This window comes from Streptomyces mesophilus (genome assembly GCF_011044995.1).
Taxonomy (GTDB): Bacteria; Actinomycetota; Actinomycetes; order Streptomycetales; family Streptomycetaceae; genus Streptomyces; species Streptomyces mesophilus.
The window spans coordinates 1-16171 of sequence record NZ_JAAKZW010000193.1 but is presented as its reverse complement, the minus strand read 5'-3'; the positions used below and the strand labels follow the sequence as shown (position 1 = coordinate 16171).

The following is a 16171-nucleotide window of genomic DNA, read 5'->3' as shown; positions in this document are numbered from 1 at the left end:
GTCAACCCTGTTCCGACGGAGCCCGACCCCGGCACCCCCGCACCCTCCAACCCGGTGCAGCCTCCCGTCGACCCGGCGCCCAGCGAACCTGTCGAGCCCGCGCCTGTCGACCCGCCACCCACCGAACCCGTGGAGCCCGCGCCCGTCGACCCGCCACCCACCGAACCCATGGAGCCCGCGCCCGTCGACCCGCCACCCACCACCGAGCCTGTCGACCCCGGGCCCGTGTGCCACGACATCCTCCGTGGCGGCATCACCGTCACCATCTGCTACACCGCCGGTGGATAGCGAAGCGCGCCTGTACGGCTATGAAGGCTCCGCGCCCCGCAACGGAACCTCCCGGATCAGCCAGGCCACCCCGAACGTCACAGCGCACAGCGCCGCGGTGCCGAGCGCGACGCCGTGCAGTCCGTCGACGACGCCGGACCGGAACGCGTCCTGGACGGGTTCCGGCAGGTCGTGCAGGAGTGCGGGCGTGAGTTCACCGCCGGTCAGTTGCTGTCCGTCGGCGCCGAGGTGGTCCGTGACCGTGGCGGCGAGGCGGTTCGTGTAGACCGAGCCGAGGACCGCGATGCCGAGTGAGCCGCCGATGGTGCGCAGCAGCGTCAGCGTGCCGCTGGCCGCGCCCATGTCGCGCGGTTCGGCGCTGTTCATCGTGATCAGCATCGTCGGCTGCATCAGGCAGCCGATGCCCACCCCGAGCACGAACGTGAGCCCGGAGGCCAGAGCCGCGCTCGTGCCGGTGCCGAGCGTCAGCAGGGCCAGGGCCCCGGCCGTGGCCAGCGCGCCGCCCGCGATCGGGTAGCCGCGGTAGCGGCCGCCTTCGCCCACACGCCGGCCGATGACGAGCTGTGAGGCGATCATGCCGAGCATCAGCGGGACCAGGAGCAGTCCGCTCTGCGTGGACGACAGGCCCTGCACGAACTGCATGTACTGCGGCAGGTAGCTCGCCGCCGCCAGCATCGCCGCACCCGTGACGAAGCTCAGGATCTGCGCCACCGTGAAGTTGCGGTCGCGGAACAGCCGGGGCGGGATGACCGGTTCAGCGACGCGCCGTTCCACGCGTACGAAGGCGGCGAGCGAGGCCGCGGACACCAGGCCGAGAGCGATGATCTGCGGTGAGGTCCACGCGTATGTCGTCCCCGCCCAGGTCGCGAGCAGGGTCAGCGCGAGGATGGCGGCCGTCAGGAGTCCCACGCCGGCGAGGTCGATCCGCGCCTTTCTGCGTTCGGCGCGCAGCCGCACCCCGAACCCGATGAGGGCCAACGCCACGGCTCCGACCGGCACATTGACGTAGAACACCCAGCGCCAGTCCCACTGGTCGGTGAGGAAGCCGCCGAGCAGCGGCCCGCCGATGGTCGCGGCGGGCAGCAGCACTCCGATGAGCGCCTGGGCGCGGCCGGCCTCCGCCGGCGCGAGGAGTGTGCCGATGAGGGAGAGGGCTCCCACGAACAGGCCGCCCGCACCGATGCCCTGCAGCGCCCTGAACGCGATCAACTGCCCCATGTCCTGGGCCAGTCCGCACAGCACGGAGCCGACGAGGAAGAGCGAGATGGCCCCGAGGTAGCTTCCCTTGCGACCGTACAGATCGCCGACCTTGCCCCATATCGGTGTGGAGACGGCCATGGTGAGCAGATAGGCGGTGAGCACCCAGGACAGTTGGTCGAGCCCGCCCAGGTCGCCGACGATGGTTGGCAGGGCGGTGCCGACGATGGTGCCGTCGAGCGTGGCGAGCACGATGCCGAGCAGCAGGCCGAGGATGACGAGCCTGGAAGGCGGGGCGGGTGGCTCGTCCGTCGTGGCGCTGTCGGGCTGCTTCGCGTCCGTAAGTTGCTTCATGGCGTCTCTCCGGTTCCGGTTCGCAACCCGCTCAGGCGACGTACGAGCGAAGGGACTTGGCGTCGCGCAGGGCGTGGCCCCACCAGGCGAGCTGATCGAGCAGCGCCTTCGCGGCGGTGTCGGCGCCCTGGTCCGTGACCGCGCCGGACTCGTCGAACCGGGCCCAGGCCTCGTGGAAGCTGACGGTGTTGCGGATGGTCGTGGCGTTCAACTCGGCCATGACAACCCGCAGATGCTCCACCGCGCGCAGGCCGCCCGACAGTCCCCCGTACGAGACGAACGCCACGGGCTTGCCGTGCCACTGCTCGTTGTGCCAGTCGATGGCGTTCTTCAGCGACGCCGGATAGCTGTGGTTGTACTCGGGCGTGACGAACACGAACGCATCGGCGGCGGCGAGCCGCGGCGACACGAGGGCGAGCGCCTCCGTCGTACCGGCCGGCGGCTCCTGGCCGAAGGCCGGCAGGACGGTCGGCAGCGGAGTCTCCGCGAGGTCGATGACATCGGCCTCCATGTCCTCGCGCTGCTCGAGGTGGCGGCTGAGCCAGTTCGTCACGACCGGCCCGAAACGGCCCTCGCGGGTGGACCCGACGAGTACGGCGACGCGGAGTGACGTGGTGGTGGCAGGCATGACAGACCCCCTGGTTGTGTACGGCGTATCTTGTTGAGTACAACGTACACATCGATGTGTACGCCGTCCACTGCGAGGGATACGCTGTACACGACATCGCCCGAGGAAGCTGTACGCCACATCCCGCGAAGAAGAGGAGCTGCGCCATGGCGGCCCGGAAGCAGGACGAAAGCAAGGCCGTGAAGCGTGACGAAAGCAAGGCCCGGAAGCAGGACGAGAGCAAGGTCGTGGAGCCCTCTCTCTGGGAGCGCATGGAGCGGCCCGCGCCGGCGTCCCGAGCCTCACTGACCCTGGAGCGGATCGCGGCCGCCGCCGTCGAGATCGCCGACGAGGAGGGCGCCGCCGCCGTCACCATGCGCCGCCTCGCCACGAAGCTCGGCGTCGCCCCCATGGCGGCCTACCGACATGTGACGGGCAAGGACGACCTCTGGGCGCTCATGATCGACCAGGTCTCCAGGCAGCTGACAGCGCCGGACGAGGCCGCGGACTGGCGGGAGGTGCTGCACTCCTTCGCCCTGCAGACACGGGAGTTGATGCTGGCGCACCCGTGGATGGGATCCATTCCGCTGATCTCGCTCACACCGTCGCGGATGGCCGTGGCCGAACAGCAGCTGGCGGCGCTCGCCGCGTGCGACGTGGATGCCGACTCGATGATGGCCGCCTTCCGGACCCTCAACTCCTATGTGCACGGTTCGACGCAGGCCGAGATCATCCTGCGCGAGTACCAGGAGCGGCACGGCTGGTCCGGCGGCGTCGAGACCCGGGAGGCGCTCGCTCCGCAGATGAACTACCTGATGAGCACGGGCCGTTACCCCACTTATGAGCGTTACGGCATGGAGGCGGCGCGCAAGGACGACCACGCCTGGGCATTCGAGTTCGGCCTCGACTGCGTACTCGACGGCATCGCGAAACGCCTCGGCATCTGACCCTCCCCGCACTCGGCCCAGGAGCTCCGGCGGAGCCCCGCCGCCCCAACACGCGCCGGCCGTCTGATAGATCTCCCGTGAGTGAAACTCGAGCCGTACCGGGCGACGCACCCAGGAGCATGCCGCATGAGCAACGTGGTGACCATGTACAGCACCCCTAAAGGGGTGGAGGTCCGCAACCCGGACAAGGTACGGCACACGGTCAACTTCTCCGACGCTTCGGGGCCGGCCCCTTCGGCCGTGTACGTGGAGCGCGAACTGCCGCCGGGCGGGATACCCGCCTACCGCAAGGCCCGTGGCAGCGGCGCCCGTTCCTTCGCCCTGTGGGCCGATGACCGCCGCACGGCGCGGGTGGCCACCGTGACCACCCTGTCGGCCACCGGCGGCGTCGCGAGGTTCCAAGTGGTCGGCGCCCACGGCGAATTGCTCGGCACCATCGTGCGCGAGAAGGCGCTCCGCGGCGGGAGGCTGCGCACGCGCTGGATCGTGACGCAGTCCGACGGTCTCGAGGCGGTGGGGCTCAAGGGCCGGATCGTGTGGTGGTGGATGTGGTGGCTGCTGCTGCCCTTCATGGTGCTGATCCTCGTGATCAGCGTGATCGACGGCACCCCGGGCAACGAGGGCGGTCTCGCACGCCCCCCACGCCGCATCCGATGGCGCGCGAACGGCCAGGTCCCGCTGGAGTTCAGATCCGGTGGCAACAAACTCCACCTGCACACCCCGGGCGTGGACTGGCGCCTGGGCGCCGCGCTGATCACACTGCTGCGCAGCTTCGGCGCAGGCGGGTGGGACGCGGCGAAGAAGTGAGGGAAATCAGCGCGGGATACCGGCGAAGGGCCGCCCTTCTCCGCCGGCTCGCGATCATCGGGGCAACCCTCCTGGCGGTTGCCGCACCGACTCCTCGAGCCCCCGGTCAGGCGTAGTGGCGGTAGACGGCCTGGGCGACGCAGGCCGGCTTGTCGCTGCCCTCGACCTCGACCGTGAACGTCAGGGGCATCTGCACACCGTTGCCCTTGACCTCCTCCACCGTGCCCACGACGCCGTGCAGGCGGATCTTGGCGCCCACCGGCACCGGGCTGGGGAAACGGACCTTCTCCAGACCGTAGTTGACGCTCATCGTGACACCGCTGATGGTCAGGAGCTCGCCGAAGAGCGGGATGATCAGCGAGAGCGTCAGGTAGCCGTGCGCGATCGGGCCGCCGAAGGGCCCGGTCTTGGCCTTCTCGGGGTCCGTGTGGATCCACTGGTGGTCGTCGGTGGCGTCGGCGAACGTGTTCACCCGGTCCTGGGCGATCTCACGCCACTCGGTGCGCCCGAGGTCGGCTCCGGTGAGGGACAGGAGAGCGTCGAGACCGTTGGCGGTGGTGGGCATGGTGATGTCCTTTCGTTGATACGGGAGTCAGGGACGCTCGCTGTCGCCAGCAGCCGCGTAGGCCTCGCGTACAGCAGGCTTGATGAACTTTCCGGTGGCCGTACGGGGCAGCGCGTCGGTGACGACGACGGACTTGGGGATCTTGTACTTGGCGAGCCGGCCGCGCAGATGCCCGAGCACGTCCTCCTCGTCGGCGCTCGCCCCTGGCCTGAGCACGACCACGGCGCGCCCCACCTCGCCCCACACCGGGTCGGGCACCCCGATGACCGCGCATTCGGCGACGGCGGGGTGGGTGAGGAGCGCGTCCTCGACCTCGGCCGGGGAGACGTTCTCGCCGCCGGAGACGTACATGTCCTTGATCCGGTCGACGAGGTACACGTATCCGTCGGCGTCGGCCCGTGCGACGTCACCCGTGCGCAACCAGCCGCCTTCGGCGAACGCGGCCTCGGTCTCAACCGCCTTGCCCCAATAGCCGGTCATGACGTGAGGTCCCTGCACGAGGATCTCCCCGTGCTCCTCGGGACCGGCCTCGCCGCCGTCGGGGCGAACCAAGCGCAGGTCGGTGAAGAAGTGCGGCACGCCGGCCGAACCCGCCTTGGCGGAGGTCTGTTCGCGGTCGAGGAAGAGCACGCCGGGCGATGCCTCGGTCATCCCGTATCCCTGGCTGAAGGCCAGACCGCGGTCGAGATACGTGGCGATCGTGCGGGCCGGGACGGGAGCGCCGCCGCAGTTGAGGGTGCGCAGGCTGGACAGGTCCGTGGCCGTCCAACGCGGGTGGGCCGCCATGGCGTCGTACATCGTCGGGACGCCGAACATGTAGGTCACCCGCCGGCGTTCGATCAGGTCGAGGACGCGTCCGGGGTCGAAGGAGCCGAGCAGTACGACCCGGCCGCCCTTGAGGAGGGTGGGCAGGCAGGTCATGTTGAGTCCTGCGGTGTGGAACAGCGGCGCCACGACGAGCGTCACCTCGTCGGCGGCGAGATCGGTGTCGACGAGGACGTTGACGCTGTTCCAGGTGAGGTTGGCGTGGGAGAGCACGGCGCCTTTGGGGCGGCCGCTGGTGCCGGAGGTGTACATGATGATGCACGGGTCGTCCGGTGCCACCGGCTCGTCGAGAGGGGCGGGTTCGGCCCCGGCCAGCAGTTCCTCGTAGCCGAGCGCACCCTTGTCGTCGGGGCCGGCGAGTGCGATCCGGTGCCGCACGCCCGCAGCCTCCGCGGCAGGGACTGCCTCGGCCGCTTCGGGTCCGTGGACGAGGACGGTGACGCCGGCGTCGGTGAGGTTGTAGGCCAACTCGGGTGCGGTGAGGCGGGTGTTGAGCGGGACGAAGACCGCACCGAGCGCCCCGGCCGCGAACAGCGTCTCCAACACAGTGGGATGGTTGGGCCCCAGGTAGGCGACGCGGTCGCCGCGCCGGACGCCGAGGCCGCACAGGGCGTGCGCCAGGCGCAGGACGCGCTCGTCGAGTTCCCGGTAGGTCCAGGTGCGGTCCTCGTGCACGACGGCGATCCGGCCGGGGGTCTTGCGGGCCCTGCGCGCCGGCCAGGAACCGATGCCTTGGTTCAGCACATTCGGCTCCTTCAGTCGGTGGTCGCGGATGCCGATGAGGAATTGCCTGCTCCGCCTGGCAACGTCGCGGGCCGGTCCGGGCGAGATCCGGCCAGGCCGAGCAGGCGGGCGGCATTGTCCTTGAGGATCTTCGGCCTGATCTCCGGTTTGATGTCGAGCTTCTCGAAGTCGGCGAGCCAGCGGTCGGGCGTGATCACGGGGTAGTCGGACCCGAACAGGACCTTGTCCTTGAGCAGACTGTTGGCGTAGCGCACGAGTTGGGGCGGGAAGTACTTCGGGGACCAGCCGGACAGGTCGATGTACACGTACGGCTTGTGCGTGGCCACCGCGAGCGCCTCGTCCTGCCAGGGGAAGGACGGATGGGCGAGGATGATCCGCAACTCCGGGAAATCCACGGCCACATCGTCGACCAGCATGGGGTTCGAGTACTTCAGACGGATGCCGCCGCCACCAGGGACACCCGCGCCGATGCCGGTCTGGCCGGTGTGGAAGAGGGCGGGCACGCCGAGCTCCTCGATGGCCTCGTACAGCGGGTAGGCGAGTGGATCGTCCGGCGAGAACGCCTGGATGCTCGGGTGGAACTTGAACCCGCGTACCCCGTAGTGCTCGACGAGCCGCCGCGCCTCCCGTACGCCCGCGCGACCCTTGTGCGGGTCGATGGAGGCGAAGGGGATCAGGACGTCGGCGTGGGCGGCGCAGCTCTCGGCTATCTCCTCGTTGGAGATACGGGGGTGCCCGGTGGCGTGTTCGGCGTCGACGGTGAACACGACGGCCGCCATGCGGCGTTCGCGGTAGTGACCGGCCATCTCGTCGATGGTCGGCTGCCGGTGTCCGTGGGCTTTGAAGTACGCCTCGGAGGCACCGAACAGCTCGGGGCTCAGCGCGCCGTGGCCGTCCTTGGAGACTTCCGCGTGCGTGTGCATGTCGATGGCGGTCAGCCGGTCGAGGTCGAGCGTGAGGTCGGCCATGTCACGCCTGCCGGGGCTGGGGTGCGGGGATGCCGTAGGTCTCGGGGTCGCCGCCCACGCCGTCCGGCCATGCGGCGGCGATGGCGTCGGCGTCCCAGCCGCCGTCGGCGAAGGCCACGGCCTTCTCCTTGGGGTGGGCCCATAGCGCGAGGCGGTCGCCGCCGATGCCGATGGCCTGCCCGGTGACGTCCTTCGAGGCGTCCGACGCGAGGAAGGTGACAAGCCCGGCGACATCCTCGACGGTGCCCAGGCCCTCGTCCTTGCGCAGCCAGTCGGGCAGCGGCGCACCGGTGCGCTCGGACTCCTCGATGACGGGTGCGAACGCCGGGATGGTCTTGGTCATCTCGGTGGCGGCCACCGGGACCACGGCGTTGACGGTGATACCGGCGCGGCCCAGCTCGAGGGCCCAGGTGCGGGCCATGGCGACGATGCCGGCCTTGGCGGCGGCGTAGTTGGTCTGGCCGAAGTTGCCGCGCTGACCGGCCGGCGAGGAGATGAGGATGAGTCGTCCGCCGGTGCCCTGCTCCCGCATGCGTACGGCAGCGGCCCGCGCACAGGTGAAGGTGCCGCGCAGATGGACGCGGACGACGGCGTCGAAGTCGTCGTCGGTCATCTTCCACAGCACGCGGTCGCGCAGGATGCCGGCGTTGGTCACCAGCACGTCCAGGCGGCCGAACTCCTCGACCGCCGCCTGGACCAGGCGTTCGGCGGACTCGCTGTCGCCGACGGCGGCGACGACACCAGCCGCCGTTCCGCCCTGCGACCGGATCGCAGCGACGGCCGAGTCGACCGCTTCCTGGTCGATGTCGTTGACGACGACAGCGGCGCCCGCCGCGGCGAGTGCCTGCGCGTAGCCGAGCCCGAGGCCGCGTCCGCTGCCGGTGACGACGGCGACTTTGCCCTGAAGATCCATGCGGGGAACCTCTCGTACGTGGTGCGAGTGGATACGTGGGGAGCGTGGTGGCGGATGCGGCCTCGGATGTGCGGTGCCACAGGTGGAGGGCACGGGCGCAGGTACGCACAGAGGGCCGCATTGACAGGAATCCTGATGAATGCTCGGCCAGTCTGAGCAATCAACAGGATTCCTGTCAATGACCTAGGCTGGGGTCACCGCCGCAGGGGCGGCACGAAGCGAGAGGAAAACCAGGGGCTGTGAGCACCTCGCTGCTGTACCTGATCAAGCGCACCGAACTGGCCGTGCGCGCCCGCCTGGAGGAACTGCTCAAGCCGGCCGGGATCACGGCACTGCAGTACACCGCCCTCACCGTGCTCGAGCGACGCGACGGGGTCTCGGCCGCGCAGCTCGCCCGCGACTCCTTCGTCACGGCCCAGACGATGGCCGACATGGTCCGGGCCCTGGAAAGCCGGGAGTTGATCCGTCGCGAGCCCAACCCCGCCAACCGCCGCGAACGCCTCATCCTGCTCGCGGACCCGGGACGGAAGCTGCTCGCGCAGTACGCAGAGCCAGCCCGCGAACTGGAGCAGCGCATGGTCGCCGAGCTGAGCGGTGAGGAAACGGATCAACTGCGCGCGTCACTGATCAAGGCGTGGCGCGCGCTGGCCTAGCCGGGCAGGCCCCGACCGGGGCCCACCGGGCGGCCGGGAGTGGTTACTTGAGGGCGTACATGCGGATGATCACGGCCTTGTCGCCGTCGGGACGGGCCAGCCCGACGAAGACTGTCTCCGCGAGCCAGCGATGCGCGGCCGCATCCGTACGAAAGACCGGGGACGTGCGGTAGTAGTGGCCGGCCTCGGTCACCTGCACGTCCCCGTCGAACTGGTCGGGACAGTCGGCCTTGGGCCGGTAGTAGCCACGGTTGACGATGTCGATCACCGCGCCGTCCTCCGCCTGCAGCAGGTAGCGCGCCTCCAGTTCGCAGACCTCCCCGCGCGTACTGCTCCAGTCGCCGCCGCCCGGCAGGACCTTGCCGCGCAACCGGGGGCCATCCACGCTGCCGCCGGTGATCGGGGTGAACTCGGTGACTTCCCCGTCGCCGTTGCCGATGTGCAGCGAGTCGGAGACCTCGGCACGGATCTCGAACGCGAAGTCGAGGGCGGGAGTGAAGGACATGAATGTTCTCCGCATCTGTGAAAGGGGTCGGCGCACCCGCGGTTCCTCGCGGTCCGACCGCGAGAGGGTCACGCCTTGCTCTTGACGCGTTAGCTCACCAGATGCAAGCGTGACATGCAACAGCGTTATATGACATTCATTTACGACGCCGTTTCGAGCTGGCGCGTCTCCGCCCATATCGGGCGTCCCCCTTGCACTTCCTCCCCCCTCGCATTTCTTCACCCTCCTCTCTTCCCTCCTCCTCTCGGCAAGGAGCATCAGCTATGGCTGCGAAGAAAACGGTGCCGGCGGTGTGCGCCGTCGTGGGGCTCATGGTCGCCACGGCGTGCAGCGGCGCACCGAACGGCACCCACGACACCCCCAAGCCCAGGCGCCTGTCCACCACCACACCGCCCGGCACCTCCGAGGTCGACCGCGTGACCTGGGCCCTCCCCTACGGTGAACCGACCACGCTGGACCCGGCGAAGGTCGGTGACTACTCGCCCCAGACGGTCGGCGCGAACCTCTGTGACACCCTGACGCGGATGAACGCCGACTTCTCCCTGAGCCCGGGGCTCGCCGAGAAAGTCGGCTGGTCCGACGACCGCACGCTGGTGATCGACCTCCGCAGCGGCGTGACGTTCTGGGACGGCTCCCCCATGACCTCCGAGGACGTCGTCCACAGCCTGGAGCGCCAGCGCGACCCCAAGACGCAGGCCCTGTACGGCAATTACCTGGCCGACGTCACCGCGATCGAGGCCGACGGCCCCCAGCGCGTGACGCTGCGCACCAAGGGGTACGACCAGACGCTGCCCAAGGCGCTGGCCACCTCGTTCGGCGCGGTCAGCAAGAAGTCGTACGCCGAGAAAGCCGGCCCCGCCTACGGGTCGCCCAAGGGCGGCCTGATGTGTACGGGCCCGTACAAGCTGGACTCCTGGAAGTCCGGCAGCACCATCACCCTCGAGCGCAACGACTCCTACTGGGACACGGGGCTCAAGGCGAAGGTGCAGCGGATCGAGTTCCAGTTCATCACCAACAGCAACACCCTGACCAGCGCACTGCTTTCCGGTGAGGTGGACGGCACGTACGAGCTGCCGCCCAGCAGCGCCACCGCGCTCGCCAAGGCCGACAACGGCGCGCTGCACCTCGGCCCGTCGACGCAGAACGTGCTGCTGATCCCAGGGCACGCCGAGTCACCCGCCGCGGATCGCCGGCTGCTCGACGCGCTGTCCCTTGTCGTCGACCGCGAGGCCCTGATCAAGAACGTGTTCGGCGGGGCCGCCACCACCCTCAAGTCCCTTGTCCCGCCCGTGACCTGGCGCGGCGACCCGGCGGCCGACGCGTTCGACACCGCCTACGCCGCGCTGCCCGACGTGCCCGAGCAGGACGAGGAGAAGGCGAAGAAGCTTCTCGCCGAGGCCGGCGCCCCGTCGCGTCCACTGGTGGCGGCCATCCCCGCCGGCGACCAACGCTCGCTCCAGGCCCTCACGTTCATCCAGGCCGCCGCAGAGAAGATCGGACTGGACATCAAGATCAAGCAGCTCCAGCCCACCGAGATGTCGTCTCTCTTCTACGACCCCGCCGTGCGCAAGGGGCTCGATCTCGTGCTCACCTTCGGCTATGTGGGCATGACCGATCCGGCGTCCTACGTCGCCGAGAGCGTCACACCGCGCGGCATCTTCAACTGGACGGGCTACGACAATCCCGAGGTCGCCCGGCTGCTCGACCAGGCGCGTACCGCCTCCGACCCGGCGGCTTCGGCCAAGGCCTACACCGAGGCCCAGGCCCTGTTCACACCGACCACACCGGCGGTGTTCCTGGCCACCACGCACGAGCGGATGTTCATGAACAAGCGCATCAGCGGCGCACCGCCCTCCTTCGCCTACATGAGCATGCCGTGGGCCGCCCACCTCGGCGGGACCGCCAAGTGAACCTCTCTTCCTTTCCTTTGGAGACGACGATGACCGAGACCGTGGGCGACAAGCCTCTGTGGGACCGCCCGGCCGCCGAACTGGCCGCCGGTATACGGGAGAAGAGCTTCTCCGCGACCGAGGTCGCGCAGGCGTTCCTCACCCGCGCCGAGGAAACCAACCCCCACGTCAACGCACTGGTCGACATCCGGCCCGACGAGGTGCTCACCCAGGCCGCCGAAGCCGACGCGGCGGTCGCCGCCGGCGGGGATCTGCCGCCGCTGCTCGGCGTCCCGGTCTCCATCAAGATCAATACCTCGCAGCGCGGCTTCGCCAGTTCGCACGGTGTGGCGGCCTGGGCCGGTGCCGTCGCCCAGGGCGACGCCGCATGCGTCGCCGCGCTGCGCGAGGCCGGCGCGACCCTCCTGGGCCGCAGCAACAGCCCCGCCTTCGCCGTACGGTGGTTCACCTCCAACGACCTGCACGGGAAGACGCTCAACCCGTGGCACCCCGGCCACACTCCGGGCGGGTCCTCCGGGGGCGCGGCCGCGGCGGTCGCCGCCGGCATGACCCCGATCGCGCAGGGCAACGACATCGGCGGTTCCGTCCGGTTCCCCGCCTACTGCTGCGGCGCCGTCGGTCTGCGCCCCACCGTGGGTCTGATCTCCGGCGTGGAGCCGCGCGGCGCCGAGGAGTTCGACAGCCCTCTGTCGTTCCAGACCATGGCGGTGCACGGCCCGCTCGGCTGGACCGTAGACGACGTACGGCTCGGCCTGCACGCCATGGTGACGCCGGACCTCGACGACCCCGTCGGCCTGCCGGTGCGCCCGCCGCTGGGCACGCCCGGACGCGTCAAGGTCGCCCTCGTACGCGACGCGGGAGTGGTCAAGGCCCAGCCCGCCGTGAACGCGGCGCTCGACGACGCCGCCCGCTGGCTCACCGAGGCCGGTCACGAGGTGGAGGAGGTGGAGCTCCCCGAACTCGGTGAGGCCGCACGGCTCTGGTCGCTGCTGCTCTACCAAGAGCTGAAGACGATGATGACCGAGATCGAGATGTTCGGCGACGACGCCGTCCGCGACTCCCTGGCGTCCTCGTTCCGTGCCGCCGCGCAGATCTGGGGCGAACAGCCCTCCCTCACCGACTACATCCGGGGCTACGCACGCCGCGGCACGCTGATCGGCCGCCTTCAGCGCTACCTGGGTCAGGACCGCGTCGTACTGACCCCGGTCGCCGCCGAGGTGCCCTTCGAGCAGGACGCCGACCTCGCCGGCGACTCCCGTATGGCCGAACTCCTTGCCGCGCAATGGCCGATGCAGGCGGTCCCGGTCCTCGGCCTGCCCGCCATCTCCGTCCCCACCGGCCTGCGCGACGGCCTGCCCTCCGGCGTCCAGCTGATCGGCGGACGCTTCACGGAGGACCTGCTGCTCCACGTGGCATCGGACATCGAGGCGAGGGCGCCGCGTGGCCGGCCGTCCTTCGCCTGGGCTCAGCCCGACCCAGGTCAGGGGCTGTAAAGGCGGATGAGTCGGCCAGTTCACCCGGATCAGATCTCCCGCGACTCTCGTACGGGGCGCCGCTCACGGAAAGTGCAGCGTCAGGGTGAGGCCTCCGGCAGCGCCGGGGTGGGCCGTCAGCGTGGCGTGGTGGGCCTCGGCGATGGAGGCGGCGATGGACAGGCCCAGGCCGTGGCCAGTGGTGGCGGTGCGGTCGCCGTCGAGGCGGCGGAAGGGCTCGAACAGGTCGGTGATCCGGTCGGGAGGCACGTGGGGGCCGGTATTGGTCACCGTCAGGGTGCGGGCGTCGACTCGTACGTGGACGTGGCCGTCGGGGTGGTTGTACTGGATGGCATTGCGGATCAGGTTCGTCAGGAGGTGGCGGAGCAGGACGGGGTCGCCGGGGACACTCAGGGCGGCGTCGGTGGTGGTGTCGAAGTCGATATGTACGCCGTTGTGGTGGGCGTGCGGCGCGAGTTCAGCGGTTGCGAGTCGGGCGGTGGCGGTGAGGTCCACGTCCTCGGTCTCCTCCAGGCCCCGGTCGCTGCGGGCCAGGAGCAGGAGTGCGTCGACGAGTTGTTCCGCCTCGCGATTGGCGTCGAGCAAGTCCTCGCGGACGTCGGCGAGGCCCTCGGGCAGCGGGTCGGCGAGGCCGACCTGGAGGCTGGTGCGCTGCACCGCGAGGGGGGTCTTGAGTTCGTGGGAGGCGTTGGCGACGAAGCGCCGTTGGCTTTCGAAGGATTTCTGCAGCCGGTCGAGCATGGTGTCGAAGGTGTCGGCGAGCCGGTGGAGTTCGTCGGAGGGACCGGTGAGCGCCAGTCGCTGGTGCAGGTTCTGCTCACTGATGTGGCGGGCGGCTTCGGTCATGGAGACGACGGGGCGCAGCGCGCGGCCCGCGAGCCACCAGCCGAGCACTCCGGCCAGCACGGCCATGACGAGGAGCCCGACGGCGGACCAGAGCAGCATCTGACGCAGCGCCGTGTCCTGGACGGCCTGCACGGTCTGGTCGATCTTCTGGATCTCGGCCACGTCACTCGGGGCCTCAGGCGTCCCATCCGGCCGGGCAGGCCGAGGGGACACGGACTCGTAAGGTGCTGCGGGCTCGCTCACTCCGTCGTCGTTCGGCACGTTGCCGTACGTGATCGACATCCCCTGGACCTGCTGTTCCGTTCCGTAGCGCACGAGCAGCACCACAAAGGCGAGCAGGAGGACACCGGCGAGCAGGAAGAGCACGGAGAAGGCCGCGGCCAGGCGGGCGCGGAAGGGCAGCTTGCTCAGCAGGGCCCGTGGGTTCAGTCGCACAGCCGGTACCCCTCTCCCTTGTCGGCGAGGATCAGGCCGGGGTCGCCGAGTTTGCCGCGCAGGCGGCTCACCGTGGCGCGGACCGCGCTGGTGCGCGGGTCGAGGTGCTCGTCCCAGATGGTGCGAACCAGTTCGTCGTGCGGCACCGGCGCTCCGCCTGCCAGGAGCAGCAGGTGCAGGACCGCGAATTCCTTCGGGGTCAGTTCCAACGGGCGGCCGTCCACTGTCGCCGTGCGCCTGGCCTGCTCCAGGGTGATGTTCCCGAAGCGCAGCACGGCGGGCGGCGGCTTGGGTGCGCGACGCCCCAATGTCCTTACACGGGCGACGAGTTCGGCGAAGTCGAAAGGCTTGGGCAGGTAATCATCCGCGCCGAGCATGGTGAGGCCGTAGATCCTGTCGGTGAGCTCGCCGGCCGCGGTCAGCATCAGGATCCGCGGCGGGTCATGGAGTTCACGCAGCCGCCTGCACACCTCGTCGCCGCTCATGACGGGAAGGTCACGATCGAGGATCAGCACGTCGTAGGCAGTGAGCAGGCACATCTGCTCGGCCTCGGCACCCGTACGGGCGATGTCGACGGCCATCGCCTGGCGTCTCAGGCCGGTGGCGATGGTGCGGGCGAGAACACGGTGGTCCTCGGCTACCAGAACTCTCATGTCCTCATAGAACCAAGAGCATGTTTGCAGCCGGATAAGGACGCGGGAACGGCGGGACCCTGTGGCCCTTATGCCGCTGTAACACGCTTACCTCCCTGCAAACAGCGGGCTGCTTTGGTCTCCTGCATGAACTTCGTCAAGCGCGCCGGGATGAACCTGGGTGCCAGAAAATCCAGAACCGCCGGCTTGCTGGGCATCTTCTTCGTCATCTGCACCCTGCTCCTGGGCGGCTTCCTGCTTCAGGGCGCCGCCGCACGCCAGGAAGCCGACGCGCAGCGCACCATCGGTGTCGACGTCACGGTGAAGAAGAAGGGCCTCACGCCGGCCCTCGCCGACCGGCTCGGCAGCTCGCACCTCGTGCACCGCTACAACCCGGAGCTTCCAGTGCGGGCCGGAACACGTGGCTTCACGCCGCTGACATCGGGCGTGCCGGAACCCGGGGACGCCGGCGCCGGTACAGGGAAGAAGGCGCAGAGCCCGCTGGCCGTGCACGGCCTCCGCGACTCGGGCATGCTGCTGCCCTTCTCGTACGGATCGATGAAGGTCACGGCGGGCCGCGGCATCGCCCCCGAGGACGCGGGCCGCCACGTCGCGATGATCGAGCAGCGTCTGGCCGACAAGAACGGTCTCCAGGTCGGCAACACCGTCCAGGCACAATCGGCGGACGGCAAGCGCACGGTACCGCTGAAGATCGTCGGCATCTTCCAGGACCCGGCACAGGATCCGACGGTGTGGAAGCCGCCGCACGAACTGCCCGGCAACACGCTGTACGTACCGGTGGACACGGCACGGACGCTGGGCAGCAGCACCGCGAAGGTCAGCGAAGCGGTGTTCAGGATCGGCTCGCCGGAACAGGCCAAGCAGCTGCACGCCGAAGCGGAGCGTCTCCTGGGCAAGGGCACCTTCGACTTCCGGGTCAACGACAAGGCGTACCGGGACCAGGTCCGGCCGATCCAGCAGGTCGGCACGTTCGCGGGACTGATCGTCTGGGTGATCGCCCTGGCCGGGGCGCTGATCCTCGGCCTCATCGTGATGCTGCAGATCCGCGAGCGGCGCGGCGAGCTCGGCGTGCTGCTCGCGATGGGCGAGAAGAAGTGGAAGCTCATCGGCCAGCACGCGGTGGAAATCGCGGCGGTGGCCTTGCCCGCCGTGGCGCTCGCCGCACTGGCCGGCTCGCTCGCCGGGCAGAGCGCGGGTGACGCGCTCCTCGGCGGCAAGAACGACGACGCCAAGAACGGCACGCCCGTCACCGCGGCCGGTCCTCCGGATGTCGCGATCGCTCCACCGACGGTACGGGTCGAGCCGGCCACGGTCGGCAAGGTCGCCGGCATCGGGCTCGGGATCTCCCTGGTCTCCACCGTCGTCCCCGGCATCGGAATCCTCCGCCTGCACCCCCGTTCCATCCTGGCCGACACCGAGTAGCCGGCCGCACAGCCGCCCCCGGCAGCACCCCCCTTACCC

The 16171-nt window shown here is 69.7% G+C and carries 14 protein-coding genes and 2 pseudogenes; 7 read left to right on the top strand and 9 right to left on the bottom strand.

From position 1 onward, the window contains the following. A pseudogene (locus G6045_RS31380) lies at window positions 1-288 on the top strand (hypothetical protein); the annotation flags it as partial. An 18-nt stretch (window positions 289-306) separates the two neighbouring features. Here G6045_RS31380 and G6045_RS31375 read toward each other — a convergent pair. Together G6045_RS31375 and G6045_RS31370 are read right to left on the bottom strand one after the other, a co-directional pair. Further along, on the bottom strand, window positions 307-1839 hold the full coding sequence (locus G6045_RS31375; RefSeq protein ID WP_165335551.1) for an MDR family MFS transporter: 1533 nt from the start codon (window positions 1837-1839) through the stop codon (window positions 307-309). A gap of 31 nt (window positions 1840-1870) precedes the next feature. Beyond that, window positions 1871-2467, bottom strand: coding sequence for an NADPH-dependent FMN reductase (locus G6045_RS31370; RefSeq protein ID WP_165335550.1), 597 nt, complete (start codon window positions 2465-2467; stop codon window positions 1871-1873). 146 nt (window positions 2468-2613) lie between these two features. Between G6045_RS31370 and G6045_RS31365 the strand changes: the two genes are divergently transcribed. Together G6045_RS31365 and G6045_RS31360 are read left to right on the top strand one after the other, a co-directional pair. Further along, window positions 2614-3393 carry a TetR/AcrR family transcriptional regulator gene (locus tag G6045_RS31365; RefSeq protein ID WP_165335549.1) on the top strand — a complete coding sequence of 260 codons (780 nt, stop codon included), beginning with the start codon at window positions 2614-2616 and terminating at the stop codon, window positions 3391-3393. Window positions 3394-3519: 126 nt separating this feature from the next. Next, a complete protein-coding gene (locus G6045_RS31360) occupies window positions 3520-4200 on the top strand; it encodes a hypothetical protein (RefSeq protein ID WP_165335548.1) in 681 nt (226 codons plus the stop codon). A gap of 106 nt (window positions 4201-4306) precedes the next feature. Here G6045_RS31360 and G6045_RS31355 read toward each other — a convergent pair whose 3' ends face one another. From G6045_RS31355 to G6045_RS31340, 4 genes and pseudogenes are all read right to left on the bottom strand, one after another. Next, window positions 4307-4765, bottom strand: a complete 459-nt coding sequence (locus G6045_RS31355; RefSeq protein ID WP_165335547.1) for a MaoC family dehydratase — start codon at window positions 4763-4765, stop codon at window positions 4307-4309. A gap of 27 nt (window positions 4766-4792) precedes the next feature. Further along, the gene (locus G6045_RS31350) at window positions 4793-6334 is read right to left on the bottom strand and encodes an acyl-CoA synthetase (protein WP_165335546.1); all 1542 of its coding nucleotides are present in this window, start codon (window positions 6332-6334) and stop codon (window positions 4793-4795) included. An 89-nt stretch (window positions 6335-6423) separates the two neighbouring features. Continuing rightward, window positions 6424-7302 (bottom strand): annotated as a pseudogene (locus G6045_RS31345) (amidohydrolase family protein); the annotation flags it as partial. 1 nt (window position 7303) lies between these two features. Next, window positions 7304-8215 carry an SDR family oxidoreductase gene (locus G6045_RS31340; RefSeq protein ID WP_165335545.1) on the bottom strand — a complete coding sequence of 304 codons (912 nt, stop codon included), beginning with the start codon at window positions 8213-8215 and terminating at the stop codon, window positions 7304-7306. A gap of 239 nt (window positions 8216-8454) precedes the next feature. Here G6045_RS31340 and G6045_RS31335 point away from each other — a divergent pair, with 239 nt between their 5' ends. Further along, entirely contained in the window at window positions 8455-8868 is a 414-nt protein-coding gene (locus G6045_RS31335) for a MarR family winged helix-turn-helix transcriptional regulator (RefSeq protein WP_328707967.1), read from the top strand. A gap of 43 nt (window positions 8869-8911) precedes the next feature. Here the strand turns inward: G6045_RS31335 and G6045_RS31330 are convergent, their stop codons facing one another. Next, window positions 8912-9373 (bottom strand): DUF3237 domain-containing protein, encoded by a 462-nt coding sequence (locus G6045_RS31330; RefSeq protein WP_165335544.1) that lies wholly within the window; start codon window positions 9371-9373, stop codon window positions 8912-8914. 263 nt (window positions 9374-9636) lie between these two features. On the opposite strand from G6045_RS31330, the gene G6045_RS31325 reads away from it, so the two are divergent. Together G6045_RS31325 and G6045_RS31320 are read left to right on the top strand one after the other, a co-directional pair. After that, window positions 9637-11283: an ABC transporter substrate-binding protein gene (locus G6045_RS31325; RefSeq protein WP_165335543.1), complete on the top strand. Its 1647-nt coding sequence runs from the start codon at window positions 9637-9639 to the stop codon at window positions 11281-11283. A gap of 29 nt (window positions 11284-11312) precedes the next feature. Then, on the top strand, window positions 11313-12776 hold the full coding sequence (locus G6045_RS31320) for an amidase (protein ID WP_165335542.1): 1464 nt from the start codon (window positions 11313-11315) through the stop codon (window positions 12774-12776). A gap of 63 nt (window positions 12777-12839) precedes the next feature. On the opposite strand, the gene G6045_RS31315 is transcribed toward G6045_RS31320, so the two are convergent. Beyond that, window positions 12840-14057, bottom strand: a complete 1218-nt coding sequence (locus G6045_RS31315) for a sensor histidine kinase (RefSeq protein ID WP_165335541.1) — start codon at window positions 14055-14057, stop codon at window positions 12840-12842. Then, complete coding sequence (locus G6045_RS31310; RefSeq protein ID WP_165335540.1) at window positions 14048-14710, bottom strand: response regulator transcription factor; 663 nt, start codon at window positions 14708-14710, stop codon at window positions 14048-14050. Before G6045_RS31310 ends, G6045_RS31315 begins: the two co-directional genes overlap by 10 nt. Window positions 14711-14836: 126 nt before the next feature. Here G6045_RS31310 and G6045_RS31305 point away from each other — a divergent pair, with 126 nt between their 5' ends. Further along, window positions 14837-16132: an ABC transporter permease gene (locus G6045_RS31305; protein WP_165335539.1), complete on the top strand. Its 1296-nt coding sequence runs from the start codon at window positions 14837-14839 to the stop codon at window positions 16130-16132. Window positions 16133-16171 lie beyond the last annotated feature (39 nt).